This is a genomic window from Janthinobacterium sp. GW456P (assembly GCF_002127655.1).
In the GTDB taxonomy this organism is placed as follows: Bacteria; Pseudomonadota; Gammaproteobacteria; order Burkholderiales; family Burkholderiaceae_D; genus Janthinobacterium.
This window is the reverse complement of the sequence record NZ_NEHB01000046.1, coordinates 12,177-35,249: the sequence shown is the minus strand read 5'-3', so window position 1 is coordinate 35,249 and position 23,073 is coordinate 12,177. Positions and strand designations below refer to the sequence as shown.

Annotated in this window: 24 protein-coding genes and 2 pseudogenes; 5 read left to right on the top strand and 21 right to left on the bottom strand. The window is 64.7% G+C overall.

Features of this window, described 5'->3' with window-relative positions:
- Window positions 1-627 (bottom strand): LysE/ArgO family amino acid transporter (locus CBW66_RS27135; protein WP_086153689.1); only part of this gene is annotated, 627 nt, incomplete at its 3' end.
- A gap of 73 nt (window positions 628-700) precedes the next feature.
- Here CBW66_RS27135 and CBW66_RS27130 point away from each other — a divergent pair.
- Window positions 701-1,603 (top strand): LysR family transcriptional regulator ArgP, encoded by a 903-nt coding sequence (locus tag CBW66_RS27130; RefSeq protein ID WP_086140907.1) that lies wholly within the window; start codon window positions 701-703, stop codon window positions 1,601-1,603.
- A gap of 9 nt (window positions 1,604-1,612) precedes the next feature.
- Here the strand turns inward: CBW66_RS27130 and CBW66_RS27125 are convergent, their stop codons facing one another.
- From CBW66_RS27125 to flgB, 13 genes and pseudogenes are all read right to left on the bottom strand, one after another.
- Window positions 1,613-2,872 (bottom strand): MFS transporter, encoded by a 1,260-nt coding sequence (locus tag CBW66_RS27125; RefSeq protein ID WP_086140906.1) that lies wholly within the window; start codon window positions 2,870-2,872, stop codon window positions 1,613-1,615.
- Between the two features lie 48 nt (window positions 2,873-2,920).
- A pseudogene (locus tag CBW66_RS27120) lies at window positions 2,921-3,232 on the bottom strand (MarR family winged helix-turn-helix transcriptional regulator); the annotation flags it as partial.
- Window positions 3,233-3,245: 13 nt separating this feature from the next.
- A complete protein-coding gene (gene flgL / locus CBW66_RS27115) occupies window positions 3,246-4,487 on the bottom strand; it encodes a flagellar hook-associated protein FlgL (RefSeq protein WP_170933121.1) in 1,242 nt (413 codons plus the stop codon).
- Between the two features lie 51 nt (window positions 4,488-4,538).
- Entirely contained in the window at window positions 4,539-6,506 is a 1,968-nt protein-coding gene (flgK, locus tag CBW66_RS27110; protein ID WP_086140903.1) for a flagellar hook-associated protein FlgK, read from the bottom strand.
- 88 nt (window positions 6,507-6,594) lie between these two features.
- Window positions 6,595-7,518: a flagellar assembly peptidoglycan hydrolase FlgJ gene (gene flgJ, locus CBW66_RS27105; RefSeq protein WP_086140902.1), complete on the bottom strand. Its 924-nt coding sequence runs from the start codon at window positions 7,516-7,518 to the stop codon at window positions 6,595-6,597.
- Between the two features lie 10 nt (window positions 7,519-7,528).
- Window positions 7,529-8,644, bottom strand: coding sequence for a flagellar basal body P-ring protein FlgI (locus CBW66_RS27100; RefSeq protein ID WP_086140901.1), 1,116 nt, complete (start codon window positions 8,642-8,644; stop codon window positions 7,529-7,531).
- A 2-nt stretch (window positions 8,645-8,646) separates the two neighbouring features.
- The gene (locus tag CBW66_RS27095) at window positions 8,647-9,297 is read right to left on the bottom strand and encodes a flagellar basal body L-ring protein FlgH (protein ID WP_086140900.1); all 651 of its coding nucleotides are present in this window, start codon (window positions 9,295-9,297) and stop codon (window positions 8,647-8,649) included.
- Between the two features lie 50 nt (window positions 9,298-9,347).
- Window positions 9,348-10,130, bottom strand: coding sequence for a flagellar basal-body rod protein FlgG (flgG, locus tag CBW66_RS27090; RefSeq protein ID WP_076568129.1), 783 nt, complete (start codon window positions 10,128-10,130; stop codon window positions 9,348-9,350).
- A gap of 72 nt (window positions 10,131-10,202) precedes the next feature.
- Complete coding sequence (locus tag CBW66_RS27085) at window positions 10,203-10,946, bottom strand: flagellar basal body rod protein FlgF (protein WP_034787153.1); 744 nt, start codon at window positions 10,944-10,946, stop codon at window positions 10,203-10,205.
- Between the two features lie 57 nt (window positions 10,947-11,003).
- On the bottom strand, window positions 11,004-12,551 hold the full coding sequence (locus tag CBW66_RS27080; RefSeq protein ID WP_086140899.1) for a flagellar hook protein FlgE: 1,548 nt from the start codon (window positions 12,549-12,551) through the stop codon (window positions 11,004-11,006).
- Window positions 12,552-12,605: 54 nt separating this feature from the next.
- Complete coding sequence (locus CBW66_RS27075) at window positions 12,606-13,304, bottom strand: flagellar hook assembly protein FlgD (RefSeq protein ID WP_086140898.1); 699 nt, start codon at window positions 13,302-13,304, stop codon at window positions 12,606-12,608.
- Between the two features lie 15 nt (window positions 13,305-13,319).
- On the bottom strand, window positions 13,320-13,721 hold the full coding sequence (gene flgC, locus CBW66_RS27070; protein WP_034754081.1) for a flagellar basal body rod protein FlgC: 402 nt from the start codon (window positions 13,719-13,721) through the stop codon (window positions 13,320-13,322).
- A 2-nt stretch (window positions 13,722-13,723) separates the two neighbouring features.
- Window positions 13,724-14,176 (bottom strand): flagellar basal body rod protein FlgB, encoded by a 453-nt coding sequence (gene flgB, locus CBW66_RS27065; protein WP_086140897.1) that lies wholly within the window; start codon window positions 14,174-14,176, stop codon window positions 13,724-13,726.
- A 190-nt stretch (window positions 14,177-14,366) separates the two neighbouring features.
- On the opposite strand from flgB, the gene flgA reads away from it, so the two are divergent.
- From flgA to CBW66_RS27045, 4 genes are all read left to right on the top strand, one after another.
- Window positions 14,367-15,062: a flagellar basal body P-ring formation chaperone FlgA gene (flgA, locus tag CBW66_RS27060; RefSeq protein WP_086140896.1), complete on the top strand. Its 696-nt coding sequence runs from the start codon at window positions 14,367-14,369 to the stop codon at window positions 15,060-15,062.
- Window positions 15,063-15,173: 111 nt separating this feature from the next.
- Window positions 15,174-15,482, top strand: a complete 309-nt coding sequence (gene flgM / locus CBW66_RS27055; RefSeq protein WP_034754089.1) for a flagellar biosynthesis anti-sigma factor FlgM — start codon at window positions 15,174-15,176, stop codon at window positions 15,480-15,482.
- An 8-nt stretch (window positions 15,483-15,490) separates the two neighbouring features.
- Window positions 15,491-15,958 (top strand): flagella synthesis protein FlgN, encoded by a 468-nt coding sequence (locus tag CBW66_RS27050; protein WP_070220165.1) that lies wholly within the window; start codon window positions 15,491-15,493, stop codon window positions 15,956-15,958.
- A gap of 432 nt (window positions 15,959-16,390) precedes the next feature.
- Window positions 16,391-16,954 carry an FxDxF family PEP-CTERM protein gene (locus CBW66_RS27045; RefSeq protein ID WP_139841812.1) on the top strand — a complete coding sequence of 188 codons (564 nt, stop codon included), beginning with the start codon at window positions 16,391-16,393 and terminating at the stop codon, window positions 16,952-16,954.
- A gap of 117 nt (window positions 16,955-17,071) precedes the next feature.
- Here the strand turns inward: CBW66_RS27045 and CBW66_RS27040 are convergent, their stop codons facing one another.
- The 7 genes and pseudogenes from CBW66_RS27040 to flhF all read right to left on the bottom strand — a co-directional run bounded on the left by CBW66_RS27040 (window position 17,072) and on the right by flhF (window position 23,054).
- Entirely contained in the window at window positions 17,072-17,929 is an 858-nt protein-coding gene (locus CBW66_RS27040) for a hypothetical protein (protein WP_086140894.1), read from the bottom strand.
- Between the two features lie 71 nt (window positions 17,930-18,000).
- The gene (locus CBW66_RS27035; RefSeq protein WP_086140893.1) at window positions 18,001-18,363 is read right to left on the bottom strand and encodes a translation initiation factor Sui1; all 363 of its coding nucleotides are present in this window, start codon (window positions 18,361-18,363) and stop codon (window positions 18,001-18,003) included.
- Between the two features lie 51 nt (window positions 18,364-18,414).
- On the bottom strand, window positions 18,415-19,197 hold the full coding sequence (gene motD / locus CBW66_RS27030) for a flagellar motor protein MotD (RefSeq protein WP_086140910.1): 783 nt from the start codon (window positions 19,195-19,197) through the stop codon (window positions 18,415-18,417).
- Between the two features lie 16 nt (window positions 19,198-19,213).
- Window positions 19,214-19,960, bottom strand: a complete 747-nt coding sequence (locus CBW66_RS27025; RefSeq protein ID WP_086140892.1) for a flagellar motor protein — start codon at window positions 19,958-19,960, stop codon at window positions 19,214-19,216.
- Window positions 19,942-20,673, bottom strand: a complete 732-nt coding sequence (locus CBW66_RS27020) for an RNA polymerase sigma factor FliA (RefSeq protein WP_010400804.1) — start codon at window positions 20,671-20,673, stop codon at window positions 19,942-19,944. The genes CBW66_RS27025 and CBW66_RS27020 overlap by 19 nt, the downstream gene beginning before the upstream one ends.
- A gap of 45 nt (window positions 20,674-20,718) precedes the next feature.
- Entirely contained in the window at window positions 20,719-21,582 is an 864-nt protein-coding gene (locus tag CBW66_RS27015) for an antiactivator of flagellar biosynthesis FleN protein (RefSeq protein WP_086140909.1), read from the bottom strand.
- Window positions 21,575-23,054: pseudogene (flhF, locus tag CBW66_RS27010) on the bottom strand (flagellar biosynthesis protein FlhF). The gene CBW66_RS27015 and the pseudogene flhF overlap by 8 nt, the downstream one beginning before the upstream one ends.
- Between the last annotated feature and the right edge of the window lie 19 nt (window positions 23,055-23,073).

Below are 23,073 nucleotides of genomic sequence, written 5' to 3'. Positions count from 1 at the left end.
CAACAGCAGCGCCGACAGCACGAACATGGTCACGCCGATCACGCCATCGAGCACTTGCCAGGCCCGGGGCCGCGCAAACCACGGCGCCAGCCAGCGCGCGCCATAGCCCAGCGAGGCGAACCACAGCAGGCTGGCCGCGCTGGCGCCAACAATAAACCAGCCGCGCAGCGCGCCCGGCTGCTGGGCGCCGATGCTTCCCACCAGCAATACCGTATCCAGATAGACATGGGGATTGAGCAAGGTAAATGCGGCCGCCTGGGCCAGGATGGCGCCCAGCGCCAGCCCGGCACCGCCTTCGGCCGCGCGCAGCTGCTGCGGCCGGCGCGCGCGCCGCAGCGCTTGCCAACCGTAGACGGCCAGGAAAACGGCACCACCCAGCGCCAGGACATTGGCCAGCAAGGGGCGCTGGCCCAGCGCATGAGCCATGCCCAGCACGCCGGCGGCAATCAGGGCCGCGTCGGCCAGCGCGCAAAACAGCACGATGGCACCCACATGTTCGCGGCGCAAGCCTTGCCGCAGAACAAAGGCATTTTGCGAGCCGATGGCAACGATGAGTCCCAGGCCCAGGCTCAAGCCCTGGAGAAAGACGGAAAAAACGGGTGGGGTGGTGGCGGTCGAGAGTATCATGCGGCGATCTTGCCAGCCGCACGCAATGAAGGCAAACTACCTTTACTACAGTAAATTAAGGAAAACTTCATTCATGCTCGATTATGCCGCCCTCGCCGCCCTGGCCGCCGTGATCCGCGAAGGCAGTTTCGAGCGCGCGGCGCGCGCCTTGCACGTGACGCCATCGGCCATTTCGCAGCGCATCCGCCTGCTGGAAGAACGCGTCGGCTGCGCGCTGGTGATACGCGACCAGCCCTGCCGCGCCACGGAAACGGGACGGCGCCTGTGCCGGCACGTGGACCAGGTGCAGCTGCTCGAACAGGATTTGCAGGGCGCCTTGCCGGCGCTGGCGCAGACAGCGCAGGGCCCCACGCGCGCCAGCGTGCCCGTCGCCGTGAATGCAGACAGCCTGGCCACCTGGCTGGCGCCCGCCATCGCCGCCTTCGCGGCCGGGCACCCGGTGCTGCTGCAAGTGGCCGTCGACGACCAGGACCATACGGCCGAATGGCTGCGCAGCGGCGCCGTGCTGGCCGCCGTCAGCGCCACGGCCCGGCCCGCATCGGGCTGCAACAGCCGCCCGCTGGGCGCCATGCGCTACCTGGCGGCCGCCAGTCCCGCCTTCATGCAACGGTATTTTTCCCTGGGCGTCGGCGCCGCCAGCCTGGCGCTGGCGCCCAGCCTCGTCTTCAATGCCAAGGACGAGCTGCAGGCGCGCTGGGTGCGGCGCCTGTGCCACCGGCACGTGGAGCTGCCGCGCCATGCCTTGCCCTCGTCGCATGCCTTCGTCACGGCCGGCCTGGCCGGCATGGGCTGGGGCTTGCACCCGCAGGCGCTGATCCAGCCGCATCTTGACAATGGCAGCCTGGTCGAACTGCTGCCGGATACCCCGCTCGATGTCGCCCTGCACTGGCATACGGCGCGCGCCGCGTCCGGCCTGCTCGACGGCTTGAGCGGCGCCATCCTGGCCGCCGCCCGCACGGGCCTGCTGCCGCCCTGACTGGCCGCTTCAGGGCTGGTCGCTGCTGAACGCGAAGCGCCAGCGCCGCAGGTCGACGTTCAGGCGCAACTGGTGATGCTTGACCAGGTAGCGCACGCCGACGAGGGCGGCCGCCAGGCCCGACAGGGCGCCTATGCCCAGCGCCCAGCGCGGGCCGAAGGTGTCGGCCACCCAGCCCACGATAGGCGCGCCCAGCGGCGTGCCACCCGCCGAGATCGCCAAAAGGATGGCCATCACGCGGCCCCGCATGGCGGGCGCCGTCGACAGTTGCACGCTGCTGTTGACGCTGGTGGTAAACGTTTGCGCGGCGATGCCGATGAGCACCAGCATCATGCCGAACAGCCAGTAATTGGGCATCACGGCGGCCAGCGCGCAGGCCAGGCCGAACAGCGCGGCCGCCCCCAGCAGCAAGGCCAAGGTGGGCTGGCCCCGCCCCGCCGCCAGCAGGGCGCCGGCCACGGAGCCGCACGCCATCACGGAGCTGAGCACGCCATACTGGCCGGCGCCCGCATGGAAGGCCGTCACCGACATGGTCGACAGGAAGATGGGGAAGTTCAGGCCGAAGGTGCCGATCAGGAACAGCATCAGCAGGATGGCCATCAGGTCGGGCCGCTGGCGCACGTAGCGGAAACCCTCGCCCAGGCTGGCGCGCGTGGCCTTGACGCGCGGCGCGCGGCGCAGCAGTTCCACGCGCAGCAGCAACAGCGAACCGATCACGGCCGCAAACGAGACGGCATTGATGATGAAGACCCAGCCGCTGCCGACGCTGCTGATCAAGAGTCCCGCCACGGCCGGGCCCAGCATGCGCGCCGCATTGAACGAGGTGGAATTGAGCGCCACGGCATTCGTCAAATCTTCCTCGCCGACGATTTCAGCCACGAAAGTCTGGCGCACGGGCGAATCGAAGGCCGTCACGCAGCCCAGCAGAAAGGCGAACACATACACATGCCACAGTTGTACCAGGCCGCTGATGCACAACATCCCGAGTCCCAGCGCCAGCAAACCCATGGCCGCCTGCGTGCACAGCAGCAGCTTCCTGCGGTCGAGCAGGTCGGCCGCCATGCCCGTCAGGGGCAGCAACAGCAGTTGCGGGCCGAACTGCAAGGCCATGACGATGCCGACCGCGCTGGCATTGTGCTGCGTCAATTCGCTCAGCACCAGCCAATCCTGCGCCGTGCGCTGCATCCACGTGCCGATATTCGACACGAGGGCACCGCCGGCCCAGATACGGTAATTGGGAATGCGTAGCGAACGGAAGGTGTTGTTCATCTGGGCGTGCGGGCTCCTTGCCGGGGTCGTGGTGAAAAATTCAGCGGATCACTCCGCCAAGCGTTTGAGTAATGCCACCGCTTTGTCCAGCTCGGTGACTTCGGCCGGCGTGAGCCGGGTTTCGATGGTGCGCGCCAGCCAGTCCTCGCGTGCGGCGCGGCTCGCCGCGATCCAGGCACGGCAGCTGTCCGTCAGGGTCAACAGCGTCTGCCTGCCATCGAGCGGATCGGGCGAGCCCGCCACCATCCGCGCTTGCGTCAAGGCTTGCACGGTGGCGGCCATCGATTGGGGCCGCATGCCTTCGGCGCGCGCCAGGCTGCTGGCGGTGGCGGGGCCGTCGCGCTCAAGACGGCTGAGCACGGATGCCGGTGCGTCAGTTGATGTAATTGAACAACGACAAGCCGGAGATCGAAGTGAACGATTTTTGCGCCGCCTGCAGGGTCACTTGCTGCTGGCTGAAGGTGGAAATGGCTTTCACCATGTCCAGGTCTTGCAGGTCCGACAGCGTGGTGGCGTACTGGATGTCGAGATCGTCGCCGGCGCTGTCGAGGTAATCGAGTTCCTTCATGCGGGAACCGACATCGGCGCGCACGGACAGCACATTGTCATAGGCCGTGTCGAGAATATTGTGCGCGGCGTTCAAGCCGTTCGTCAGGCGCGCCTGGCCCGCATCGCCGCTGCCAGGCTGGCGCAGCACGCCGATCAGGTTTTTCACGGTGGTAAACAACGATTCCTTGGCGCTCGGCTCCAGGGTAAAGCTGTCCTGGTCGGCCGGCTTGCCCGTGATGTTCACTTGCTGGCCGTCGAAGGTGATGGCGTCGCCCGCCTTGTAGGGGATGGGCACGGCAGGATTGGGCACCGTCTGGCCCAGGGTGGCGTCGGTGACGGTATAGGTGGTGACGGCGTCCGTTCCCGTGCCCGTCACCTTGAAGTCGATCGAATACTTGTGCCCCGTCAATGCCGACGGGTCCGTCACCGTGCCGCCCGAAATCACGCCCGAGCCGCCGCGCGTGAAGTTGGCGGTAGCGGCGGCCGTCGTGAACTTGCCGTTGCCCGTCAGGTTGTTTTCAAACACGGTGGCGCCGGAATCGCTGGTGGCCAGGTAGCGCGCCGAACCCACCTGCAATTCGCGCTGTCCCTGGTCGCCCACATAGCTGGCGCCCGTCGGCGTCTGGCTGAACGGCTGGGTCGTGGATTTGTAGCCGGAAAACAGGTAGCCGCCCGCGCCGTCGGCCGTATTCGCGATGCCCAGCAAGTCGGTCAGCCGGCCTTCCAGCTCCCTTGCCAGGGTATCGCGGTCGACATCCTTCAGGGAAGGGTTACCGGCCTTGAGCACCAGGTCCTTCACGTCGGCGATCAGCGAGGTGGTGCTGGCCAGCGCCAGCTCTTCCTGCGACAGGAAGTTCTTCGCATTCGAACGGTTCGTCACGAACTGGGTGTTGATCGATTGCGACTGCGTCACTTCCAGCGCGCGCGCCGAGGCGATCGGATCGTCGGCCGGCGTCAGGTTGCGGCGGTTCGCCGACAGCTGCATCTGCGTACGGTTCAAGGCGCCCTGCAGATTGTTCAGCTGCGAGCTGCCCTGGTCATAAATCATTCGTGTGCTGATGCGCATGATGCTGCCCTTCCAGAAAGCCGCCGCGCGCTGCGTCGCGGCAAAAATTGATTAACGTCCCAGGCCGATGACCACGTCGAACAGGGTGCTGGCGATCTGCATGACCTTGCCGCACGCCTGATAGGACTGCTGGTAACGCAGCAGGTTGGCCGCCTCTTCATCGAGGTTGACGCCGGAAACGGCCTGCTGCTGGGTGCTGACCTGCTGCAGCAAGGCCAGGCTGGCCAGGCCGCTCACCTGTACTTCGCGCGTCTTGTTGCCCACGAAGCTGACGGTTTGCGCATACGAACCCTGGAACGTGGCATTGCCGCCATCGAGGATATTCTTCGTCTGCAAGCCGGCCAGCAGCGCGGCATTGCGGTTGTCGCCCACGCCGCCCGTATTGGGCTTGATGACGAAGGTATCGCCCTGCGCCGGCGTGCCCGTCATGCTGACATTGATGCCGCCAAAGCTGAAGTTGTCGCCTTCCGTGTAGGGGATGTTCGCCGTGCCGGCCGGATAGGTCGTGGTCGTGCCGTTCAAGCCCTTGACCGTCACCGCCTGGCCCGCCGGGAAACCCGTCAGCGAGGTGGTCGCCTTGTCATACGTCAAGGTCAGGGGACCGGTCAGGGCATTGCCCGGCGTCAGGTAGGCCTTGTCGACGGAGCCGGCGCTGAGCTTGCCGGAACCCGTATTGGCCACCGGCGCCGACGTGGCGATCGGCGCGGCGGCCGCGATCTTGTTGCGGTCGGTGATCAGCACGTTCAGTCCGGCCGCGCCATTCGCCGTCGGCTTGATGACGTAGTTGTCGCCTTGGGCGGCCGTGCCCGAGATCGAGAAATCGACGCCGTCGATGGTTTGCGGCCCCGTTTGCGGATACGGATTGATGATGGTGTGCGTGCCGTCGGATTCGCGCGTTACCACATAGTTGCTGCCGTCGTATTTCAGACTGTAATCGCTGGCCGTCAGCTTGGTCGGGTCGCTGACCTTGGCCGACAGCACCGTGGTGCTGCTGGTGTTGTTGCCGCGGTCGGCACCGATCACGGGGTCGGGTATCTTGAAAAAGTCGCCGCCCATGGCGCCATTCAAGTCCTGGCCCAGCTTGTGCTGGTCGTTGAAGGTGCTGGCCAGCGCGATGGCCACCTTGCCCAGCGAGTTCTGGACATTGTCCAGGGTACCGCTGCGAAATTCCAGCAAGCCGCCCAGCGAACCGCCGGTCAGGGAGCTGTCCGGCAGCACGGTGACGGTACTGCCCGTGACATAGCCCACCTCGATGCGGTTCGGGTCCGTCCGCGAAGGCGTGGCCGCCAGCTCGAAGCTGCGGTCCGCCACCACCAGGGGCTGACCGGCGCCGATGGAAATGGTGACGGTATTGTTGGCGGCCGGCTGCACCGTCGCCTTCACATATTTGTTCAATTCCGTGATCAGCTGGTCGCGCTGGTCCAGCAGATCGTTGGGCTGGTTGCTGGCATCGACCGACAACTGGGAAATCGACTTGTTCAGCTCGGCGAGCTGCTTGGCATAGGTATTGATCACCGTCACATTCGACGTGATCTGCGAATTGACGCCGTCACCGATCTCCGTCAGACGCGCGCTCAGCCCCTGAAAGCGCGAAGCGAGCGAGCCGGCGCTCGACAGCAGCGCCTGGCGCGACGCGACCGACGAGGGATTGGAACTGAAATCCTGCACGCCCTTGAAGAAATCCTGCATGGCGGGCGACAGACCGGCCGTGGGATCGGCCAGCAGATTGTCGATCTGGCTGATCTGCGTGTAATAGGTGTCGAGCGCACTGGTCGCGCTTTGCGCGGCATTGACCTGCGTGGCCATGAAGCTGTCGTACTGGCGCTTGATCTGCGACACTTCCGTGCCCGTGCCGACAAAGCCATAGCCGGCAAAGTTGGACTGCGACGTCTGCTGCAGCACCACCTGGCGGTTGTAGCCGGCCACGTTGGCGTTGGTGATGTTATGCCCGGTCGTCGACAGGCCCACCTGCGCTGCAAGCAAACCGCTCTTACCGATGCTGAGGAGATTCGAAGTCATGGTGTCTTATTGGTTACCGTCAAATGTATTTACGGCAGCCGCGGCGAAAACTTGAAGCGCGCAGCCTGCACAAGGGTATGGAGGCGGACTAACCGACCAGCGAATTCTTGATAATCTTTGTCAATTTGGCAGCGTAATTCGGGTCCGTCGCGTAGCCGGCCTTTTGCAAGCCCTGGGCAAACGTGCTGGCGTCGCCCGCGCTGGCCAGCACTTTTTCGTAGCGCTTGTTGTTGGTAATCAACTGCGCATAATCCTTGAAGCTGTCCGCGTAGCTGTCGTAGGCGCGGAATTTTTCCACCTTGCGCTGCGCCTTGCCATTTACATATTCCGTGGTGACGGCTTCCGTGACCTTGCCCTTCCAGTCGCTCGACGCCTTGATGCCGAACAGGTTGTGGCTGCTGCTGCCGTCGCGGCTGATGATTTCGCGCTTGCCCCAGCCCGTTTCCAGCGCCGCCTGGCCCAGCATGAACTTGGCCGGGATGCCGGTGGCGCGGCTCGCTTCTTCCGCATGCACGCCCAGCTTTTCCTGGAAGGCGCGCACGTGCGGCGCCTGCGTGGCGTTGGCCTTGTCGCTCAGGGTCTTGCCGGCGGCGGCGCTGCCTGCACCCTCGGTCAGCGCGCCCTGCTGCTGGCGGAACGCGGCCAGGGCCTGCGCCATGCTCGACGAGCGGGGCGACGGCGCTTCGGCGCCGTCGGCGGCCAGCGCCTGGTTCGAGGACGACAGCTGGCGGATCAGCACGTCCGCCAGGCCCGTGCCCCGCTTGGCCAGGTTCTGGCTCGTCTGCTGGTCCAGCATCGAGGTGTACATCTTGCTCTGCTGGCTATCCATGATGCCGTCCTGCGGCGTGGCCTCGCGCATGCTTTTCATCATCATGTTGATGAACATGGCTTCGAATTGCGTGGCCGCCTCTTTCAGGGCGGCGGGGTCCTTCGCCTTGGCGGACTGGCGCAAGCCATCCATGCCCTTGACGTCATAGGCGGCGGTATTGCTGAGGTCGGTTTGGCTGATCATGGCGTGTCCATCAAATGATTTCGAGTTCGGCGCGCAGCGAACCTGCCGCCTTCATCGCCTGCAGGATGGCCAGCAAGTCTTGCGGCGAGGCGCCGATGGCATTGAGGGCCTTGACCACGTCGGACAGCGAAGCGCCGCCCTTGACCAGCATGACCTTGCCCGGCTCCTTCTTGATATCGATCTGCGCCGTCTGCGTGACCACCGTGCGTCCGCCCGACAGCGGTGGCGGCTGACTCACCTGCGGCTCGGCATTGATGGTGACGGACAGGTTGCCATGCGAAATGGCGCACGTTTCCAGGGTCACGGACTGGTTCATCACGACGGAACCGGTGCGCGCATTCATGATGACCTTGGCCGCCAGGCGGGCCGGATTGACTTCGATGCTTTCCAGCTGGCCCAAAAAGGACACGCGCTGGTCGCTGCCGCCCGGCGACTGCACCTGGATCACGCGCCCGTCCAGCGCGGCGGCCGTGCCGGCGCCGTAGCGGCTGTTGATGGCGTCGACCACGCGGCTGGCGGTGGCAAAATCGGTGGCGTTCAATTCCAGGCGGATCGTGTTGTTGGCACCCAGCGCCGAAGGCACGCTGCGCTCGACCGTGGCGCCGCCCGAGATGCGGCCCACGCTCAGGTGATTAATGACGACGGAGCTGCCGGCCGCCTGCGCGCCCACGCCGCCCACCAGCACATTGCCCTGCGCCATGCCGTACACCTGGCCGTCGGCGCCCTTCAATGGCGTCATCAATAAAGTGCCGCCGCGCAAGCTTTTCGCATTGCCCATCGACGAGACCGTCACGTCGAGCAGCTGGCCCGGCTGGGCAAACGCGGGCAAGGCCGTCGTCACCATCACGGCGGCCACGTTTTTCAGCTGCAAACTGGTGCCTTGTGGCAAGTTAATGCCCTGCTGCTGCAGCATCGCCGCCACGCTCTGGATGGTGAATGGCGTTTGCGTGGTCTGGTCGCCGCTGCCGTCGAGGCCGACGACGAGGCCATAGCCCATCAGCTGATTCTGGCGCACGCCGGCGATGCTGGCCAGGTCCTTGATGCGCTCGGCCTGCGCCACGGGCGCCAGCAGGGAAACGGCCAGGCCAAGAATGGCGGCGAAGCGGGAAAGAGTCAATTTAGCCATGATCAGAATGGCAGCAGGCTGAGGAAGAAGCGCGACGCCATCGAGGCCATTTCGGCGCGGTCGATCTGGCTGTTGGTGCGGTACTCGACGCGCGCGTCGGCCACCTGGGTCGATGGCACGACGTTGCCCGTGCCGATCGTATCCGGATTGACCATGCCCGAGAAGCGGATGAATTCCGTGCCCTTGTTCATGGCGATCTGTTTCTCGCCGGCGACGATCAGGTTGCCATTTGGCAATACTTCGATCACCGTCACGCCGATCACGCCGGAAAAGGTGTTGCTGGCGGACTGGTTGTCGCCATCGGCAAATTTCGTCGCGCCATTCGCCGCCACGGTGCCGCCGAAACGGCCCTGGGCGAAGCCGGGCGTGGAAAAGCCCACGCTGCCCGACTTGTTGCCGGAACTGGCGCCCGCCTTGACGGCGTTCGTGCGCTCGGTGATGGCGATCGTCATGGTGTCGCCCACATGGCGCGCGCGGCGGTCTTCGAAGGCGGGACGGTAGGTCGACGGCTGGTAGATGGCACCGTTGTTGGCGACCACGGGTTCGGGCATCGGCGCGCGCGTGGTGGTCGGGTATTGCACGATCGAAGTGGGCGTGATGGCGCAGCCGGACAGCAGGACTGCGGACAACAGGGCGATGATGGGGTATTGCATGACGAACCTCCGCTGCCATCCGGCGGCGGATGGCATGACGACGATGAAAATTAAAGTTGCGACAATTTCTGCAGCATTTGATCGGATGTGGTGATGGCCTTGCTGTTGATCTCGTAGGCGCGCTGCGTCTGGATCATGTTGACCATTTCCTCGGCCACGTTGACGTTCGACGTCTCGATGTAGCCCTGCATCAGCACGCCGGCGCCGTTGGTGCCCGGGGTGTTGGTCTGCGCCACGCCGGAGGCGCCCGTTTCCATGTACAGGTTTTCGCCCTTCGATTCCAGGCCGGCCGGATTGACGAAGGTGGTCAGCTGCAGCGAACCGATTTGCGATGGAGCAACAGTGTTGGGCAAGGTGACGGAGACGGTGCCGTCACGCGCCACGGTCAGGCTCAGCGCATTCGTCGGCACGGTGATGGCGGGCTGGATGACGAAGCCTTCGGAAGTGACGAGCTGGCCGTTGGCATCGGTCTGGAAGGAGCCGTCGCGCGTGTAGGCGGTGGCGCCGTCCGGCAGCAGCACCTGAAAGAAGCCCGTGCCGTTGACCATCACGTCGCGTGAATTGCCCGACGCCTGGGGATTGCCCTGCGTATGGATGCGTTCGGTAGCCACGGTGCGTACGCCCGTGCCGATCTGCAAGCCCGATGGCAGCTGGGTCTGCTGCGACGATTGCGCGCCCGGCTGACGCACATTTTGATACAGCAAGTCTTCAAACACCGCGCGCGACTTCTTGAAGCCCGTGGTGCTGACGTTGGCCAGGTTATTGGCGATCACGTCCATCTGCGTCTGCTGCGCTTCCAGGCCGGTCTTGGCTATCCAAAGGGAACGAATCATGTTTTTTCTCCAATAACAGCGCTAACCAGCCCTGTAGACTATTTCTATGTGACCATTATGCGGTGGTCCCCATCAATTCAAAGCGAGGATCTGGGTGGCTTTCGCCGCGTTATTCTCGGCATTCTTCAACAAACTCATTTGCGTTTCGAACTGGCGCGCCAGGGCGATCATGCTGACCATGGAGTCGACGGGACTGACATTGCTGCCTTCCAGGGCCCCGGTGGTCAGCTTGACGGCCTGGTCGGCCTGCGCGACGGTGCCATCCTTCAGGCGGAACAGGCCGTCGTCGCCGCGCACCAGCTGCTGCTCGGGCGGATTGACCAGCTTGATGCGGCCCAGCACCGTCGATGGCCCCGGCGGCACGTCCGTCGATATCGTGCCCACCGTGCCGTCGCTGGCGATGGCCACCGTCACGCCGGGCGGAATGGCCATGGGGCCAGTATCGCCCTGCACCATCAGGCCCGACTGCGTCTGCAGCATGCCGTTTTCATTGAGCTTCAAGGCGCCGTTGCGCGTGTAGGCTTCGGAACCGTCGGCCGACTGCACCGCGATCCAGCCGCCGTTTTCCACGGCCACGTCGAGCGCACGGCCCGTGTGCTGCATCGGGCCTTGCGTGAAGTCGGAACCGACCGTCGAATCGACGACGAAGGCGCGCGTCGGCATCATGCCGTCGGCCACCACGGGCACGGCGCGGAACGAGTCGAGCTGGGCGCGGAAACCCGTGCTGGTGGCGTTCGCCAGGTTGTTCGCCGTGGTCGCCTGCTTGTCCAGAATGTGCTTGGCGCCCGAGCCGGCGGTGTAGATGAGACGGTCCATTTTTTAATTCTCCCAAACCAACAATAAAATCGGGGGCATAGGCCCCCGGTCAACTTATTAGCGGAGGTTGACTAAGGTCTGCAAAACCGAATCCTGCGTCTTGATGGTCTGCGCATTCGCCTGGTAGGCGCGCTGGGCCGTGATCATGTTGACCAGTTCCGCCGTCAGGTCCACGTTCGACACTTCCACGGCCGAGGCGCGCAAGTCGCCCAGGCCGCCCGAGCTCGGCTCGCCCGTCATCGGGCTGCCCGAGGTCGAGCTTTCCGCCCAGGCATTGTTGCCCAGCGGCTCAAGGCCATTCGGATTGGAGAACTTGGTCAGCACCACCTGGCCCAGGTCGCGCGTCTTGCCATTGTTATACTGGCCCTGGATCACGCCATCGGAACCCACGACGAAACGGTCCAGCTGGCCGGCCGCATAGCCATCGGCCACGGTGCGCTTTTCGCTGGTGGACGAACTGAGCTGGGTCGAATTGGTAAAGTCAACCTTGATCGCCAGGTTGGCGTTCGCGCCCGTCGCGGGGAAGACGGGCAGGTTGACCGTCACCGGCAGGGTTTGCGGCGGCGTCAGGGCCAGCATGGCGGCCTTGTCCAGGGTGCCGACGCTGTTGAACACCAGCGACGCCGACTTCACGGCGGGCACTTCCGTCACCGCGGAGATCCTGCTGTCGATCTGGTCCGGCGTGAGGCTGGAATTGACGCCGTCGGGCACGGCGCTGCCATAGGTGGCGCTGATGGCGGCCAGCTGGGCGGGGCTGGCGCCGGCAGCGGCGGCGGCGGTGCGTATGGCGACACCGGCCGCATTGCCATAGGCAACGGCGGCGGCCGTGATATTGGCGGGCACCAGCGGCACGGCCGTGACGGCAGCCTGATAGGCGGCGCGCGCGGCCAGCGAGGCGGCATCGGTTTGCGCAGCGGCTACCACTTTCGCGCTGGTGATTTCCTTGCCGTCAGTGGCCGTGTAAACATCCCAGGTATTGGTGCCCGTCTTGACGTAGAAATTGGACATGGTGTGGGAGTTGCCCAGCGAATCGTAGACGGGCACGGGGAATTGCTTGGTCCACGATTTTTGCTCGCCCACGGTGAACGGCACCACGGTCGGCATGGCCGAATTGGAATCGAGGTTGACCTGGGTATCGACCTTGGTGGTCGCCTGCGGCGCCATGTCGGACGGGTCGATCTGCAACGGCACGGTGGCGCCAGCCAGGATCTTGCCGTTCGCATCGGCCGGATAGCCCGTCAGCTGGGCTTTCTGGGCATTGACGATGAAACCGTTCTTGTCGACCTGGAACTGGCCGTTGCGCGAGTACTGGATGGCGCCGTTCACGCTGGTGCGGAAGAAACCGCCGCCGTTGATGGCGATGTCGAGCGGATTGGACGAACTTTCCAGGTTACCCTGGTTGAACAACTGCGCCACTTGCGACACGGACACGCCGATACCGGGCTGGTTGCCGCCCACGCCATACAGCGAGTTGGCATAGATGTCGGCGAACTGCGCCTGCGATTGCTTGAAACCCACGGTGGCCGAGTTGGCGATGTTGTTACCGATGACGTCCAGCGATTTGGCGGCGCCGTTCAAGCCGCTCAGGCCTTGTTGGAAAGACATTGTGTTCTCCTGGTAGAAAATAGGGGTAGAGGGTCTACGCTACAAATGAGCGGCTTACAAAATCTGTTTCACATCGGCCATGGTGATACTGCCCACGCCCGGCACATTCAACTTCACGCCACCGGCCCCCGTCGACACGCTGGCGACCGAACCGAACATCAGCGCCGCCGCATCGGTCAGCTTGGCGCCGCCCCGCTTGGCTTCGACCGAGAACGTATAGGCGCCGTCAGGCAGCACGATGTTCTTGCCGTCCTTGTCGAGCTCGGCCGTGGAGCCGTTCCAGCCCAGCGGCAAGGTACCCGCGTCCTGCGCACCCAGGTCGATGGAATGGACTTCCTTGCCCGCACTGTTGTAGATGGTGACCTTGACGCTGTCGGCCGGCGTCGCCAGGTCCACGCCCAGCAGGGCCGCGCTCTTGCTCAGGTTGATGCTCTTGCCTGCAGTCAAGACGCCGTGGCCGATAATATTGGCCGCCTGCATGGATTCGGCTTGCTGGTAGCTGGTCTTGAGCGTTTCCAGCGTGGTATTGAGCTTGTTGACACCCGTCACCGTGGACAGCTGGGCCAACTGGCTGGTCAGCTGCGCATTGTCCAGCGGGTTCATCGGATCCTGGTTTTGCAGCTGTGTCACCAGCAGGGTCAGGAATTTGTTCGTTTCTTCCTCGACGCTGCCTTTCGCGGCCGTCGTCTTCTTCGGATTCATCGTCGCCATCAGGTCGGTGGTGACGGTTTTGCTCGTATCGATGGTTGCCATAATGGTCAGTCAGCCTTATTGGCCGATGGTGAGGGTTTTCAGGAGCAGCGACTTGGCCGCGTTCATGGTTTCCACGTTGGTCTGGTACGAGCGCGAGGCCGACAGCATGTTGACCATCTCGTCGACCGTATTCACGTTGGGCATGGTGACGTAGCCCTTCTCGTCGGCCAGCGGATTCTTCGGGTCGTAGACCAGCTTCATCGGCGACGGATCTTCGATCACTTTCTGCACCTTGACGGCCGTGGCGCCGTTGGCCATGGGCACGGCTTCGAACACCACCTGCTTGGCGCGGTAGGCTTCGCCCGTGGCGCTGGTGGCGCTGTCGGCATTGGCCAGGTTGCTGGCCACCGTGTTCAGGCGCTGCGCCTGGGCGCTCATGGCCGAACCGGAAACATTGAAAATATTAAATAGCGACATGATTATTGTCCTCCCTGGATGGCCGTCAGCATGCCCTTGATCTGCGAGTTGAGGAACGTTACGGCCGCCTCGTAGCGGATGGCGTTATCGGCAAAGGCATTGCGCTCGAGGTCCATGTCGACCGTGTTGCCATCGACGGCGCCCTGAGCCGGCGCGCGGTACAGCAGCGGCGTGCCGTCGGCCAGGGTCTCGACCCTGCCGCCCGTGCTGCTTCCCACCGCGGCGGCGACGCCCTTGCCCGGCATATGCTGCGGCGCCGTGCCCTTCAGGGCCGGCGGCACGCCATCCTTGCGCGCCATCGCCCCCTTCAGCGCGCTGGCGAAATCGACGTCGCGCGCCTTGTAGTTGGGCGTGTCCGCATTGGCGATATTCGAGGCGAGCAATTCCTGGCGCGTCGAGCGCAGGCTCAGCGCCGTCTCGTTGAAGCGCATGTAATCGTCGAGTTTCCCTATCATGTCAGGCTCCGGAAAGATCTGCCACTGGCGCCTGAGATGGCGGAAGGATGGCGGTATAGTGATGACAGGAAACATAGTACGGCGCCCGCCGGCACGACCATCGCCGGATCAGACCGTACTTTTACCCCTTAATCGTCGCTTCAAACGGGGCGGCGCGCACTATCATGGCACTATTCCAGAGGCCTATACCATGAAAACACCGCTTGCTTTCTTCTTCGCTCTTGCCGTCCTGCCACTGCTGGCGCAGGCGCAAAACGCCGGCCGGCAGACGCCGGAAGCGCTGCGCAACAGCGTGGAACAATTCCTGCAGGTGCAAAGCAACGGTTTGCCGGGCAAGGTGACGGTCACCGTCGGCGCCGTCGATCCGCGCCTGAACCTGGCCGCCTGCCCCGCGCCGCAAGCCTTCATGGCGCCTGGCGCGCGCGCCTGGGGCAAGACCACCGTGGGCGTGCGCTGCACGGCCCCCTCCAACTGGACCATCTATCTGCAGGCGAACGTGGCTGTCGTGGGCGACTATGTGGCCAGCGCCGTGCCGCTGGCGCAAGGGCAAGCCATCGATGCCAGCCAGCTGGTGACGATGCAAGGCGACCTGGCAGCATTGCCGGCAGGCATCGCCACAGACATGGCCCAGGTGGTGGGCGCCAGCACGAATATTTCCTTGCCGCCAGGCACGCCGATGCGCCTCGACACCCTGCGCCGCAAGCCGGTGGTGATGCAGGGCCAGCTGGTGCGCGTCGTTTCCAGCGGCAACGGTTTCCAAGTGGCATCAGAAGGACGCGCCATCGGCAGCGCCGGCGACGGTCAGACGGTACAGGTACGCACGCAGAGCGGCCAGCAGATCAGCGGCGTGGCGCGGGCTGGCGGCATGGTGGAGGTCGCCTTTTAAACTCGGATGGACAGCGATATTGTGGTCTTGCGCACTAAAGTTTCGGAAGAAGGTGCCGATAATGACACATATCCCGGAGTTTTTTGACTTCGACCAGACGAGGATCACGCTGTGAAAATTACCGATAACACCATTAAAAGCAATCCCGGCCTGCCGGTGGCGCCCGCGAATACCTCGGGCGCCCGGAATGCCGAGAAAGCCCAGGCAACACCGACAACGTCGGACAATGTACGCCTGTCGCCGCAAGGACAGGCATTAGCGGCCAGTGCAACTGCCGGCAGCGGCGCCGTGTTCGACACGAAGAAAGTCGAACGCATCAAGCTGGCGATCGCCGACGGCCAGTTCCAGGTCAACTCTGAAAAAGTGGCGGACGGTCTCCTCGACACGGTCAAGGACTTGCTGCACTCACGAAATAGATAGGTTACCTCATGCAATCAGTGACTCCGTTTTCCAGCCTGCGCGACGAGCAACAGCTCATGACCACATTGCTGGCATTGATGAAAGAAGAACAGCGGCATCTGGTTGCGGCTGACATCGATGCAATCACGGAGCTCACGGCCCGCAAAACGGCGCTCGTCGGACAATTGAGCCAGCTGGCGGCGCAACGCCACCAGGCGCTGGCGGCGGCGGGCTTCACGGCCGCCGAAGCGGGCATGGAAGACTGGCTGGTCAGCACCAGCGATGCCGAGGCGGCGCCCCTGTGGAAAGCCCTGCTCGAGACGACGCGCGAAGCGAAGGAACAGAACCGGCTGAACAGCCTGCTGGTCAACAAGCACATGCTGCACACGCAAGGCGCCCTGAACGCCATGCGCCCCACTGCCCAAAGCGGCAATTTCTACGGCCCCAGCGGCCAACCGATGGCAAACACGGCCAGCCGGCGCGTCGTCATCGGCTAAGCGTCTTCCCGTTTCACCTCCAGCGCGGGGAACAGCAGCGACAGGCACAGCAATAAGCCATTGCTGCACGTCTGACGCCGTCTAGAACAGCGGCCCCATACCACGGCCATCGCGAACATTATCGACGTACCGCCCCACCTTCAGCGAGACTGCGGCGGAGCCGGCATGCCCGCATTCCCTCCACAACGCCGCACGCAGAAACAACAGCGCCTCCTTCACACGCCCACACATTTGAGCACGCTCAAACTTGAGGGGAATGATGACTATATGCTAATCCCTAGCATACGCCGCACCAATACATGGTGGGACTTTCCTCGCCGACACGAACATCGTTCCCGCAGGCATAGCTAATCCATTGCACGCGTCCAGCTTGCGCTTTTGCGCTGCACCATGACGCACACCACTTCAACTGCAAGTACACAGGAGCATGATATGAACTCTCTCTCAGTAACTAAGGCTGGCGCGGCGCTGCTGCTCGGCTGCGCCCTGCTGGCGCCAGCCGCGCAGGCCGAAACGCAAGCCGTGTTCTACAACCATCTCGTATCGACGGCCGTGGTGGCCACGCCGCTGCTGGCGCAAGACACCTTGTTCGTCGACACCTTCACGACGGAGCGCGGCTCGCTGCTGCAAACGACCACGTTTACGGTCGGCGCCGGCGTGCAGTCGTTCACGGGCAACGCCGCCTGGCTGGTCACGGGCGCCAGCGAATTCGGTCCCCGCCTGACTGGCGTCAACATTGACTTGTTCGACTCCAGCCATAACCTGGTGCAGTCGGATACCTTCACCGGCGTGCTGGGCGCGTTTGCCCATTCGACTTTCAACGGCCTGCTGGGACCTGGCACCTATACCCTGGTGGCAAGCGGCCTCGGCGTGCGCGATTCCGTGCTGGACATTTCCATCACGACGGCCGTGCCGGAACCGGCAACCTACGGCATGCTGCTGGCGGGACTGGGGCTGATCGGGTATAGCGTACGGCGCCGCAAGACGGCTGCCTGACCCGCACCCGGCGCCCGCCAGCACCGCCGTAGCCGGCATACCTGGCGCCGGTGCGGCGACGCCCTGGACGGACTGGCTTATGCACGGGCCAGCCTAGGCAGGGGCTGGCCTACGCACTCAACCGTGCGTGGGCCGGCCCGTATGCTGGCGGAATTTCGCGGCGATGCCATTCGCCTTGCTCAGGGCGGCGGCCTGCTGCTCGGGTGTCAACTCGTTTTGCAGCCAGTGCCAGTAGCTGTCCTGGTAGGGATTCATGGTGCCGGGCGTGAGGATGTCGTCGTAGACCATGCGCAGGGCCAGCAGGTAGCCATACGCTTGCGGCGCGTCTTTCTGCACCACGTCGCCATCGCGCAGATAGGCCATCATCAGGGTCGACACGCTGGTCAGTTCCGCCTCATCCGCCTGCGCCGTCAGCTGGGCGATCGCTTGCCGCTTCCATGCCTGCACCAGCGGATCATCGGGACGGTTGCGCAGCGCGCTGCGGTCGCCGAACGGGCCTTCCGACAGGAACAAGGTAGCCGCGCCCGGCACGCCGCCTTGCGCGGCAGTGGCAAGGTAGCCGAGGCGGTCCTCGCGCTGGCGCTGCGTCAGGCCCGCGCACAACTGCTGCTGGGCGGTTTTTTCTCCCACCGTCATCTCGCGCCCCAACTCGAATTCCATCCCCGGCAAGCGGCTTTCGCGCTGGAAAACGATGCAGTCGTCGATCAGGTTGTAGGCCGCATACGCGTCCTCCGGTTTGCCGCTGGCGCCCAGGCGTTCGAGCCGCTGTGCCAGGGACACGACAACGGGCGCGGCATCGGCGACCGGGGTGGCGTCGATATTCAAATACGACGCCAGGCTGCGTCCCGCCGGCGCGCTGGCGGCAGCGGTGGCGCCAGTGTCCGGCGCGCCGCCATCGGGTGCGGGCCAGTACACGAGCGCCAGCACTGCCGCGATGGCAGCGGCGATGGCGATACCGGTCAGTTTGCTGTTCATATGAGGTGGCGCATAAAAGGAAATGCACGTTACCACAGGCGCACGGCAGCGGGCCGCACGCCTGTGCACGCTCAGCCGCCGGCCTTTTTCGGCTGGTGGCCCAGCTTGGCCAGCGCCGCCATCACCGTTTCGACATGGTCGCCCTGCACTTCGATCACGCCATCCTTGACCGTGCCGCCCGAGCCGCATTGCGTGCGCAGCTGCTTGCCCAGCAGGGCCAGCGCGATGGCGTCCAGCGGCAAGCCTTTCACCACGGTCACGCTCTTGCCGCCGCGGCCCTTGGTCTGGCGCGACACGCGCACCACGCCATCACCCGCCGGCGCCGACTTGGCTAGCGCCTTGCACGCGCATTGCGCCAGCGGCTGGCGGCAGGCGGGACACATGCGGCCCGTTTCAGTGGAATAGACGAGACCGCCCAGGGAGCTGCTTTTCATGACGGAGAAATAAAAGAATGGAAAGGCCGCGATTGTACCAAGCGGCGGGGGTCAGTCGGCCGGTGCCGGCGCCACAGGCGCCGTCGGCACTTCCGTCACCGTTTCCGGGATGCCCGAGAGGATCGTCACGGCGACCCGGCGGTTGCGCGCGCGCCCTTCCGGGGTTTCGTTGGGCGCCACGGGGATATTGTCGGCGTGGCCCACGGCCGTCAGGCGCGACGCCTTGACGCCGCTGGCGATGAACAGGCGCACCACGGCGCTGGCGCGCGCGGCCGACAATTCCCAGTTCGAGGCAAAATTGGAATTGCTGATCGGCTGCACGTCCGTATGGCCTTCCACCTGCACGTCGTGCGTGTCATCCTTGAGCAGCACGGCGACGGCGCGCAGGGCCTGGTCCGATTCCGTCGTCAGGCGCGCCGCGCCCGGGTCGAACAGCACGCTGGCATTGATTTCCACGCTCACGCCGCGGCTCGTCTGCGTGACCCGCACCTTGCCTTCCTTGACCAGCGGCGCCAGGGTCGACGTCAAGTCCTGCGCCAGGCGCGTCATGTGTTCGCGCTCGCGGCGGATGGCTTCCGTGCGGCGTTTCAGGGCGGGGTTCGGCAGCGGGATCGCCTGCGGCGCTTCCATGATGATGGGCGGCGCGCCCTTTTCCAGGCTGAAGGCCTGGCCGATGGCATTCTGGAAGACGCGGTATTTGCCTTCGTTGACTTGCGAAATCGCGTACATCACGACGAAGAAGGCGAACAGCAAAGTGATGAAGTCGGCGTACGAGATCAGCCAGCGGTCCTGGTTGTCCGGTTCCTCGTCATACTTCCTGCGCGCGCGCCGCATCATGGTCAGTGCTCGCTCAGTGCTCGTGAAGCAGACTGGACACGCGCTCTTCGATGATGCGCGTATGGTCGCCCGTGGCGATGTCGTACAGCACGGCGGCCGTGATTTCATACTGCAGCACGCGGCGCGAGACGATGGCCTTGAGCTTGTTCGCCACCGGCAGGAACAGCAGATTGGCCAGGCCCACGCCATAGATCGTGGAAACAAAAGCCACGGCGATACCGCTGCCCAGTTTGCTCGGGTCGGTGAGGTTTTCCATCACGTGGATCAGGCCCAGCACGGCGCCCAGAATGCCGATGGTGGGCGAATAGCCGGCCGCCGATTCCCACACCTTGACGGCCTGGCGCTCGGCCATTTCGTAGGCGGAGATTTCCACGTCGAGCAGCTGGCGCAGCTTGTCGGGCGCGATGCCGTCGACGATCATGCGCAAACCCTTGGCGTTGAAGCGGTCGGCCGTGTTTTCCATCAGGCGCTCGAGCGCCAGCGGACCGTCGCGGCGCGCCGTCAGACTCCATAGCCCGATGTCGCGCGCCAGCGCGGCGCGCGTGTCCGCGGGCGGCAGGAAGACCCAGCGCAGCATTTCCAGGCCGCGCACGAAGGTGCGCAACCGCGTCTGCAGCAGCACGGCGCCGAAGGTGCCGATGATGACGATGGCAAAGGCGGCCGGCTGCAGCAGGGAGGCCATCTTGCCGCCTTCCAGTGCCTGGCCGACCAAGAGGCCCGCCAGCGCCAGCGCCAGCCCGATTACGCTGGACCAGTCCACGCCTGCTCCCTCAAGGTTGCGCGCAGGCGCGCGACGGCCTGGGTATGCAGCTGCGAGACGCGCGATTCGGATACGCCCATCACCGCGCCGATCTCCTTCAGGTTCAGCTCTTCTTCGTAATACAGGCCCATGAGTATTTTCTCGCGTGGTGGCAGCGCGTCGATGGCATCGATCACGGATTGCCGGAAATCGGTATCGAGCAGGGAACGCAAGGGGTCGCTGTCCTCATCCACGCAGTGGCGGTCGAGGAAGCTGTCATTGCCGTCCGGGTCATGAAAGTCTTCGTAATACACGAGCTGATGGCCGCCGCCGTCGCCCAGCATTTCCTGGTAGTCGGCCAGCGACATCTTGAGCAGTTTCGCCACTTCCGATTCCGTCGGCGGATGGCCGAGGCGCTGCTGCAAGGTGCTCATCGCTTCCTCGATCTTGCGCATGTTCTGGCGCATGCTGCGCGGCAGCCAGTCGCTGGTGCGCAATTCGTCGAGCATGGCGCCGCGGATGCGCAGCACGGCATACGTCTCGAACTGCGCGCCATGCGTCTCTTCATAGCGGCTAATGGCATCGAGCAGGCCGATCATGCCGGCCTGGATCAGGTCATCGACCTCGACCGAAGGCGGCAATTTCGCCTTCATATGGTGCGCCAGACGCTTCACCAGCGGAATGTGCTCCGTCAGCAAATAGTCCTTGTTCGATTTCCCTTTGACCGTGTACATAGGCTGCTTATTGTTTTCTCATCTTATCTGGTGCTACGCTTCGATTCAGGCGCTGAACTGGTGCGGGCTCCCCGTCTGGTACAAGGTACCGCCGAGCACCGGCGCCGCCGAACGGGCCAGCCGCTCGGCCAGTCCGCGAAACGCCACCGAGGCACCGGCCAGCGGAAACGCATCGACCACGCTGCGGCCCAGGCGCGCCGCGCGGTGCAGATATTCATCGGCAGGCACCGACCCCATCGAGGTCAGCTTCACGGCCAGGTAGCGGCTCGCCGCCTGCGCCATATTATCGTATACCACTTTTGCCTCGGATTCGGAAGCGCCCGTGACGAGAATGCCGAACGGACGGCGCCCCAGTTCCTGGCTCAGGCGCTTGATCAGGCAGTACGCCGCCTTGATCGAGGTGGCGCTGGTTGACACTTGCACGACGATATCCGACGAGGCCATCAAGGGCACGGGGAAGCAATCGCCGTCGTCGGCCACGACGCCGTCGACCAGCACGATGCCGCTCTGGCGCGCCAGCACCTCGAAAGTCTTGCCCAGGCGGCGCAGTTCGTCCTCGCCCGCATAGTCCATGCTGTCCATCAGGTGGTTGCGCGCGCCCAGGCTGGCCACGCCGAAGCCTTGCGGCACCTGGTGGATGACCTGATTCAAGCCGCACTGCTGGCGCGCCACGTCGCGCAGGCTGGCGCCGTGCGCCAGTCCCAGGCGCGCCGCCACGCCATCGCTGCCGCCGCTGGCGTCAAGCAGCAGCACGTCATTGCCGCCATAGGCGAGCGACGCGCCCAGGTTGACCAGCATGGCGCCCTTGTCGTCCTGCGGCGTGGCCGAGAGGAACGTCATGACGCGCGGCTGCGGGCCGGCCAGCATGCGGCGCAAGCCCTCGGCCTGGTCGAAATCGAAGTTAGCCAAGATGCACCCCGCGCGCTTCATTGTTGCGGGCGGCCGCCTGCGCCATCAAGAGCGGCAGTTCGGCGTCGGAAAACTGCGTGGCCGCCGAGTCGCGCTTGAGCTTGAAGGCGCGATCGATCAGGTAGCCGCGGTCGGCCAGGTACAGGTCTTCCGGCACGCGCTGGCCGTTCGACACATAAAACAGGTTCAGCTTCTGGCGGATCACCACGTCGAGCACATTGCCGATCGACGCCGCTTCATCGAGCTTGGTCATGATGCAGCCGGCCAGGCCGCTGCCTTGATACGCGCGCACCACTTCGTTGAGGGTTTCCTGCGTCGCCGTCGAGTTCAGGCACAGCAAACGCTTCACGTCGGCGCCGGCGCCCGACAGCATGGCCACCTGTTCCGTCACCATCTGATCGCGCTGGCTCACGCCCACCGTATCGATCAGCACCGTGTGCTTGTTCTTGAGTTCCTTCAGGGCGATGCGCAAGTCCGCCTCGTCCTTCACCGAATGCACCATCACGCCGAGGATCTTGCCGTAGATGCGCAGCTGTTCGTGCGCGCCGATACGGTAGGCGTCAGTGGTGATCAGGGCCAGCTTTTCCGGGCCGTGGCGCATCACGCAGCGGGCGGCCAGCTTGGCCGTGCTGGTGGTCTTGCCGACGCCGGTCGGGCCGACCAGCGCGAACACGCCGCCCTGCTCCAGCATGGCGTCTTCGTTGGCCACCGTGTTCAGGTTGCGGCTCAGGACGGTCTTGATCCAGCGCATGCTTTGCGCACCGTCGAGACCGGCGGGCAGCTTGTCGATCAGGTAGCGCGCCAGGCTGGCCGAAAAGCCGGCGGCCAGCATTTCGCGCAGCACGACGGCTTTTTGCGGCTCGCGCTGCTGCGTCGAACCCCACGAAATTTCCGCCAGCTGGGTTTCCATCATGCCGCGCATGGCGCGGATTTCATTCATCATGCCGCTCATCTCGGCGGCGGCGTTTTCCTTGACGTGGGCCAGTGCGCTGGCCATCATCTGCTGCATGCGGGCCATGTCCACTGGCTCGCCGGCTGCCTGGCGCGGCGCGGCGGGACGCGGCGCGGCCGGGCGCTGGGCCGGGGCGGTCGGACGCTGCGGCGTGGCGAACTGGGTCTGCAACTGGGGACGGGGCTGGGCCATTTCGGACGCGGCCGGCGGCGACGCCAGCGATGCGGCGTCGTCCTTGGCCAGCGCGTGGATNGGGACGCGGCGCGGCCGGGCGCTGGGCCGGGGCGGTCGGACGCTGCGGCGTGGCGAACTGGGTCTGCAACTGGGGACGGGGCTGGGCCATTTCGGACGCGGCCGGCGGCGACGCCAGCGATGCGGCGTCGTCATTGGCCAGCGCGAGGATTTCCACCACGCCATCGGCCTGGCGGTTCGACAGAATCACGGCATCGGGGCCCAATGCTTCGCGCACCTTGCGCAGCGCATCGCGCGACGAGGCGCCCGTAAATTTCTTCACATTCATGACCGGCCTCCCAAGGCGG

Bases quoted from the DNA above. Each gene is read 5' to 3' on its own strand.
- flgL (WP_170933121.1), bottom strand. From the start codon at position 4,487: ATGCGCATCAGCACACGAATGATTTATGACCAGGGCAGCTCGCAGCTG.
- CBW66_RS27020 (WP_010400804.1), bottom strand. From the start codon at position 20,673: ATGTACACGGTCAAAGGGAAATCGAACAAGGACTATTTGCTGACGGAG.
- flgC (WP_034754081.1), bottom strand. From the start codon at position 13,721: ATGTCGCTATTTAATATTTTCAATGTTTCCGGTTCGGCCATGAGCGCC.
- CBW66_RS27085 (WP_034787153.1), bottom strand. From the start codon at position 10,946: ATGGACCGTCTCATCTACACCGCCGGCTCGGGCGCCAAGCACATTCTG.
- CBW66_RS27045 (WP_139841812.1), top strand. From the start codon at position 16,391: ATGAACTCTCTCTCAGTAACTAAGGCTGGCGCGGCGCTGCTGCTCGGC.
- flgB (WP_086140897.1), bottom strand. From the start codon at position 14,176: ATGATAGGGAAACTCGACGATTACATGCGCTTCAACGAGACGGCGCTG.
- CBW66_RS27125 (WP_086140906.1), bottom strand. From the start codon at position 2,872: ATGAACAACACCTTCCGTTCGCTACGCATTCCCAATTACCGTATCTGG.
- CBW66_RS27095 (WP_086140900.1), bottom strand. From the start codon at position 9,297: ATGCAATACCCCATCATCGCCCTGTTGTCCGCAGTCCTGCTGTCCGGC.
- CBW66_RS27075 (WP_086140898.1), bottom strand. From the start codon at position 13,304: ATGGCAACCATCGATACGAGCAAAACCGTCACCACCGACCTGATGGCG.
- flgA (WP_086140896.1), top strand. From the start codon at position 14,367: ATGAAAACACCGCTTGCTTTCTTCTTCGCTCTTGCCGTCCTGCCACTG.
- flgJ (WP_086140902.1), bottom strand. From the start codon at position 7,518: ATGATCAGCCAAACCGACCTCAGCAATACCGCCGCCTATGACGTCAAG.
- CBW66_RS27035 (WP_086140893.1), bottom strand. From the start codon at position 18,363: ATGAAAAGCAGCTCCCTGGGCGGTCTCGTCTATTCCACTGAAACGGGC.
- CBW66_RS27130 (WP_086140907.1), top strand. From the start codon at position 701: ATGCTCGATTATGCCGCCCTCGCCGCCCTGGCCGCCGTGATCCGCGAA.
- CBW66_RS27080 (WP_086140899.1), bottom strand. From the start codon at position 12,551: ATGTCTTTCCAACAAGGCCTGAGCGGCTTGAACGGCGCCGCCAAATCG.
- motD (WP_086140910.1), bottom strand. From the start codon at position 19,197: ATGCGGCGCGCGCGCAGGAAGTATGACGAGGAACCGGACAACCAGGAC.
- flgG (WP_076568129.1), bottom strand. From the start codon at position 10,130: ATGATTCGTTCCCTTTGGATAGCCAAGACCGGCCTGGAAGCGCAGCAG.
- flgK (WP_086140903.1), bottom strand. From the start codon at position 6,506: ATGACTTCGAATCTCCTCAGCATCGGTAAGAGCGGTTTGCTTGCAGCG.
- CBW66_RS27050 (WP_070220165.1), top strand. From the start codon at position 15,491: ATGCAATCAGTGACTCCGTTTTCCAGCCTGCGCGACGAGCAACAGCTC.
- CBW66_RS27100 (WP_086140901.1), bottom strand. From the start codon at position 8,644: ATGGCTAAATTGACTCTTTCCCGCTTCGCCGCCATTCTTGGCCTGGCC.
- CBW66_RS27040 (WP_086140894.1), bottom strand. From the start codon at position 17,929: ATGAACAGCAAACTGACCGGTATCGCCATCGCCGCTGCCATCGCGGCA.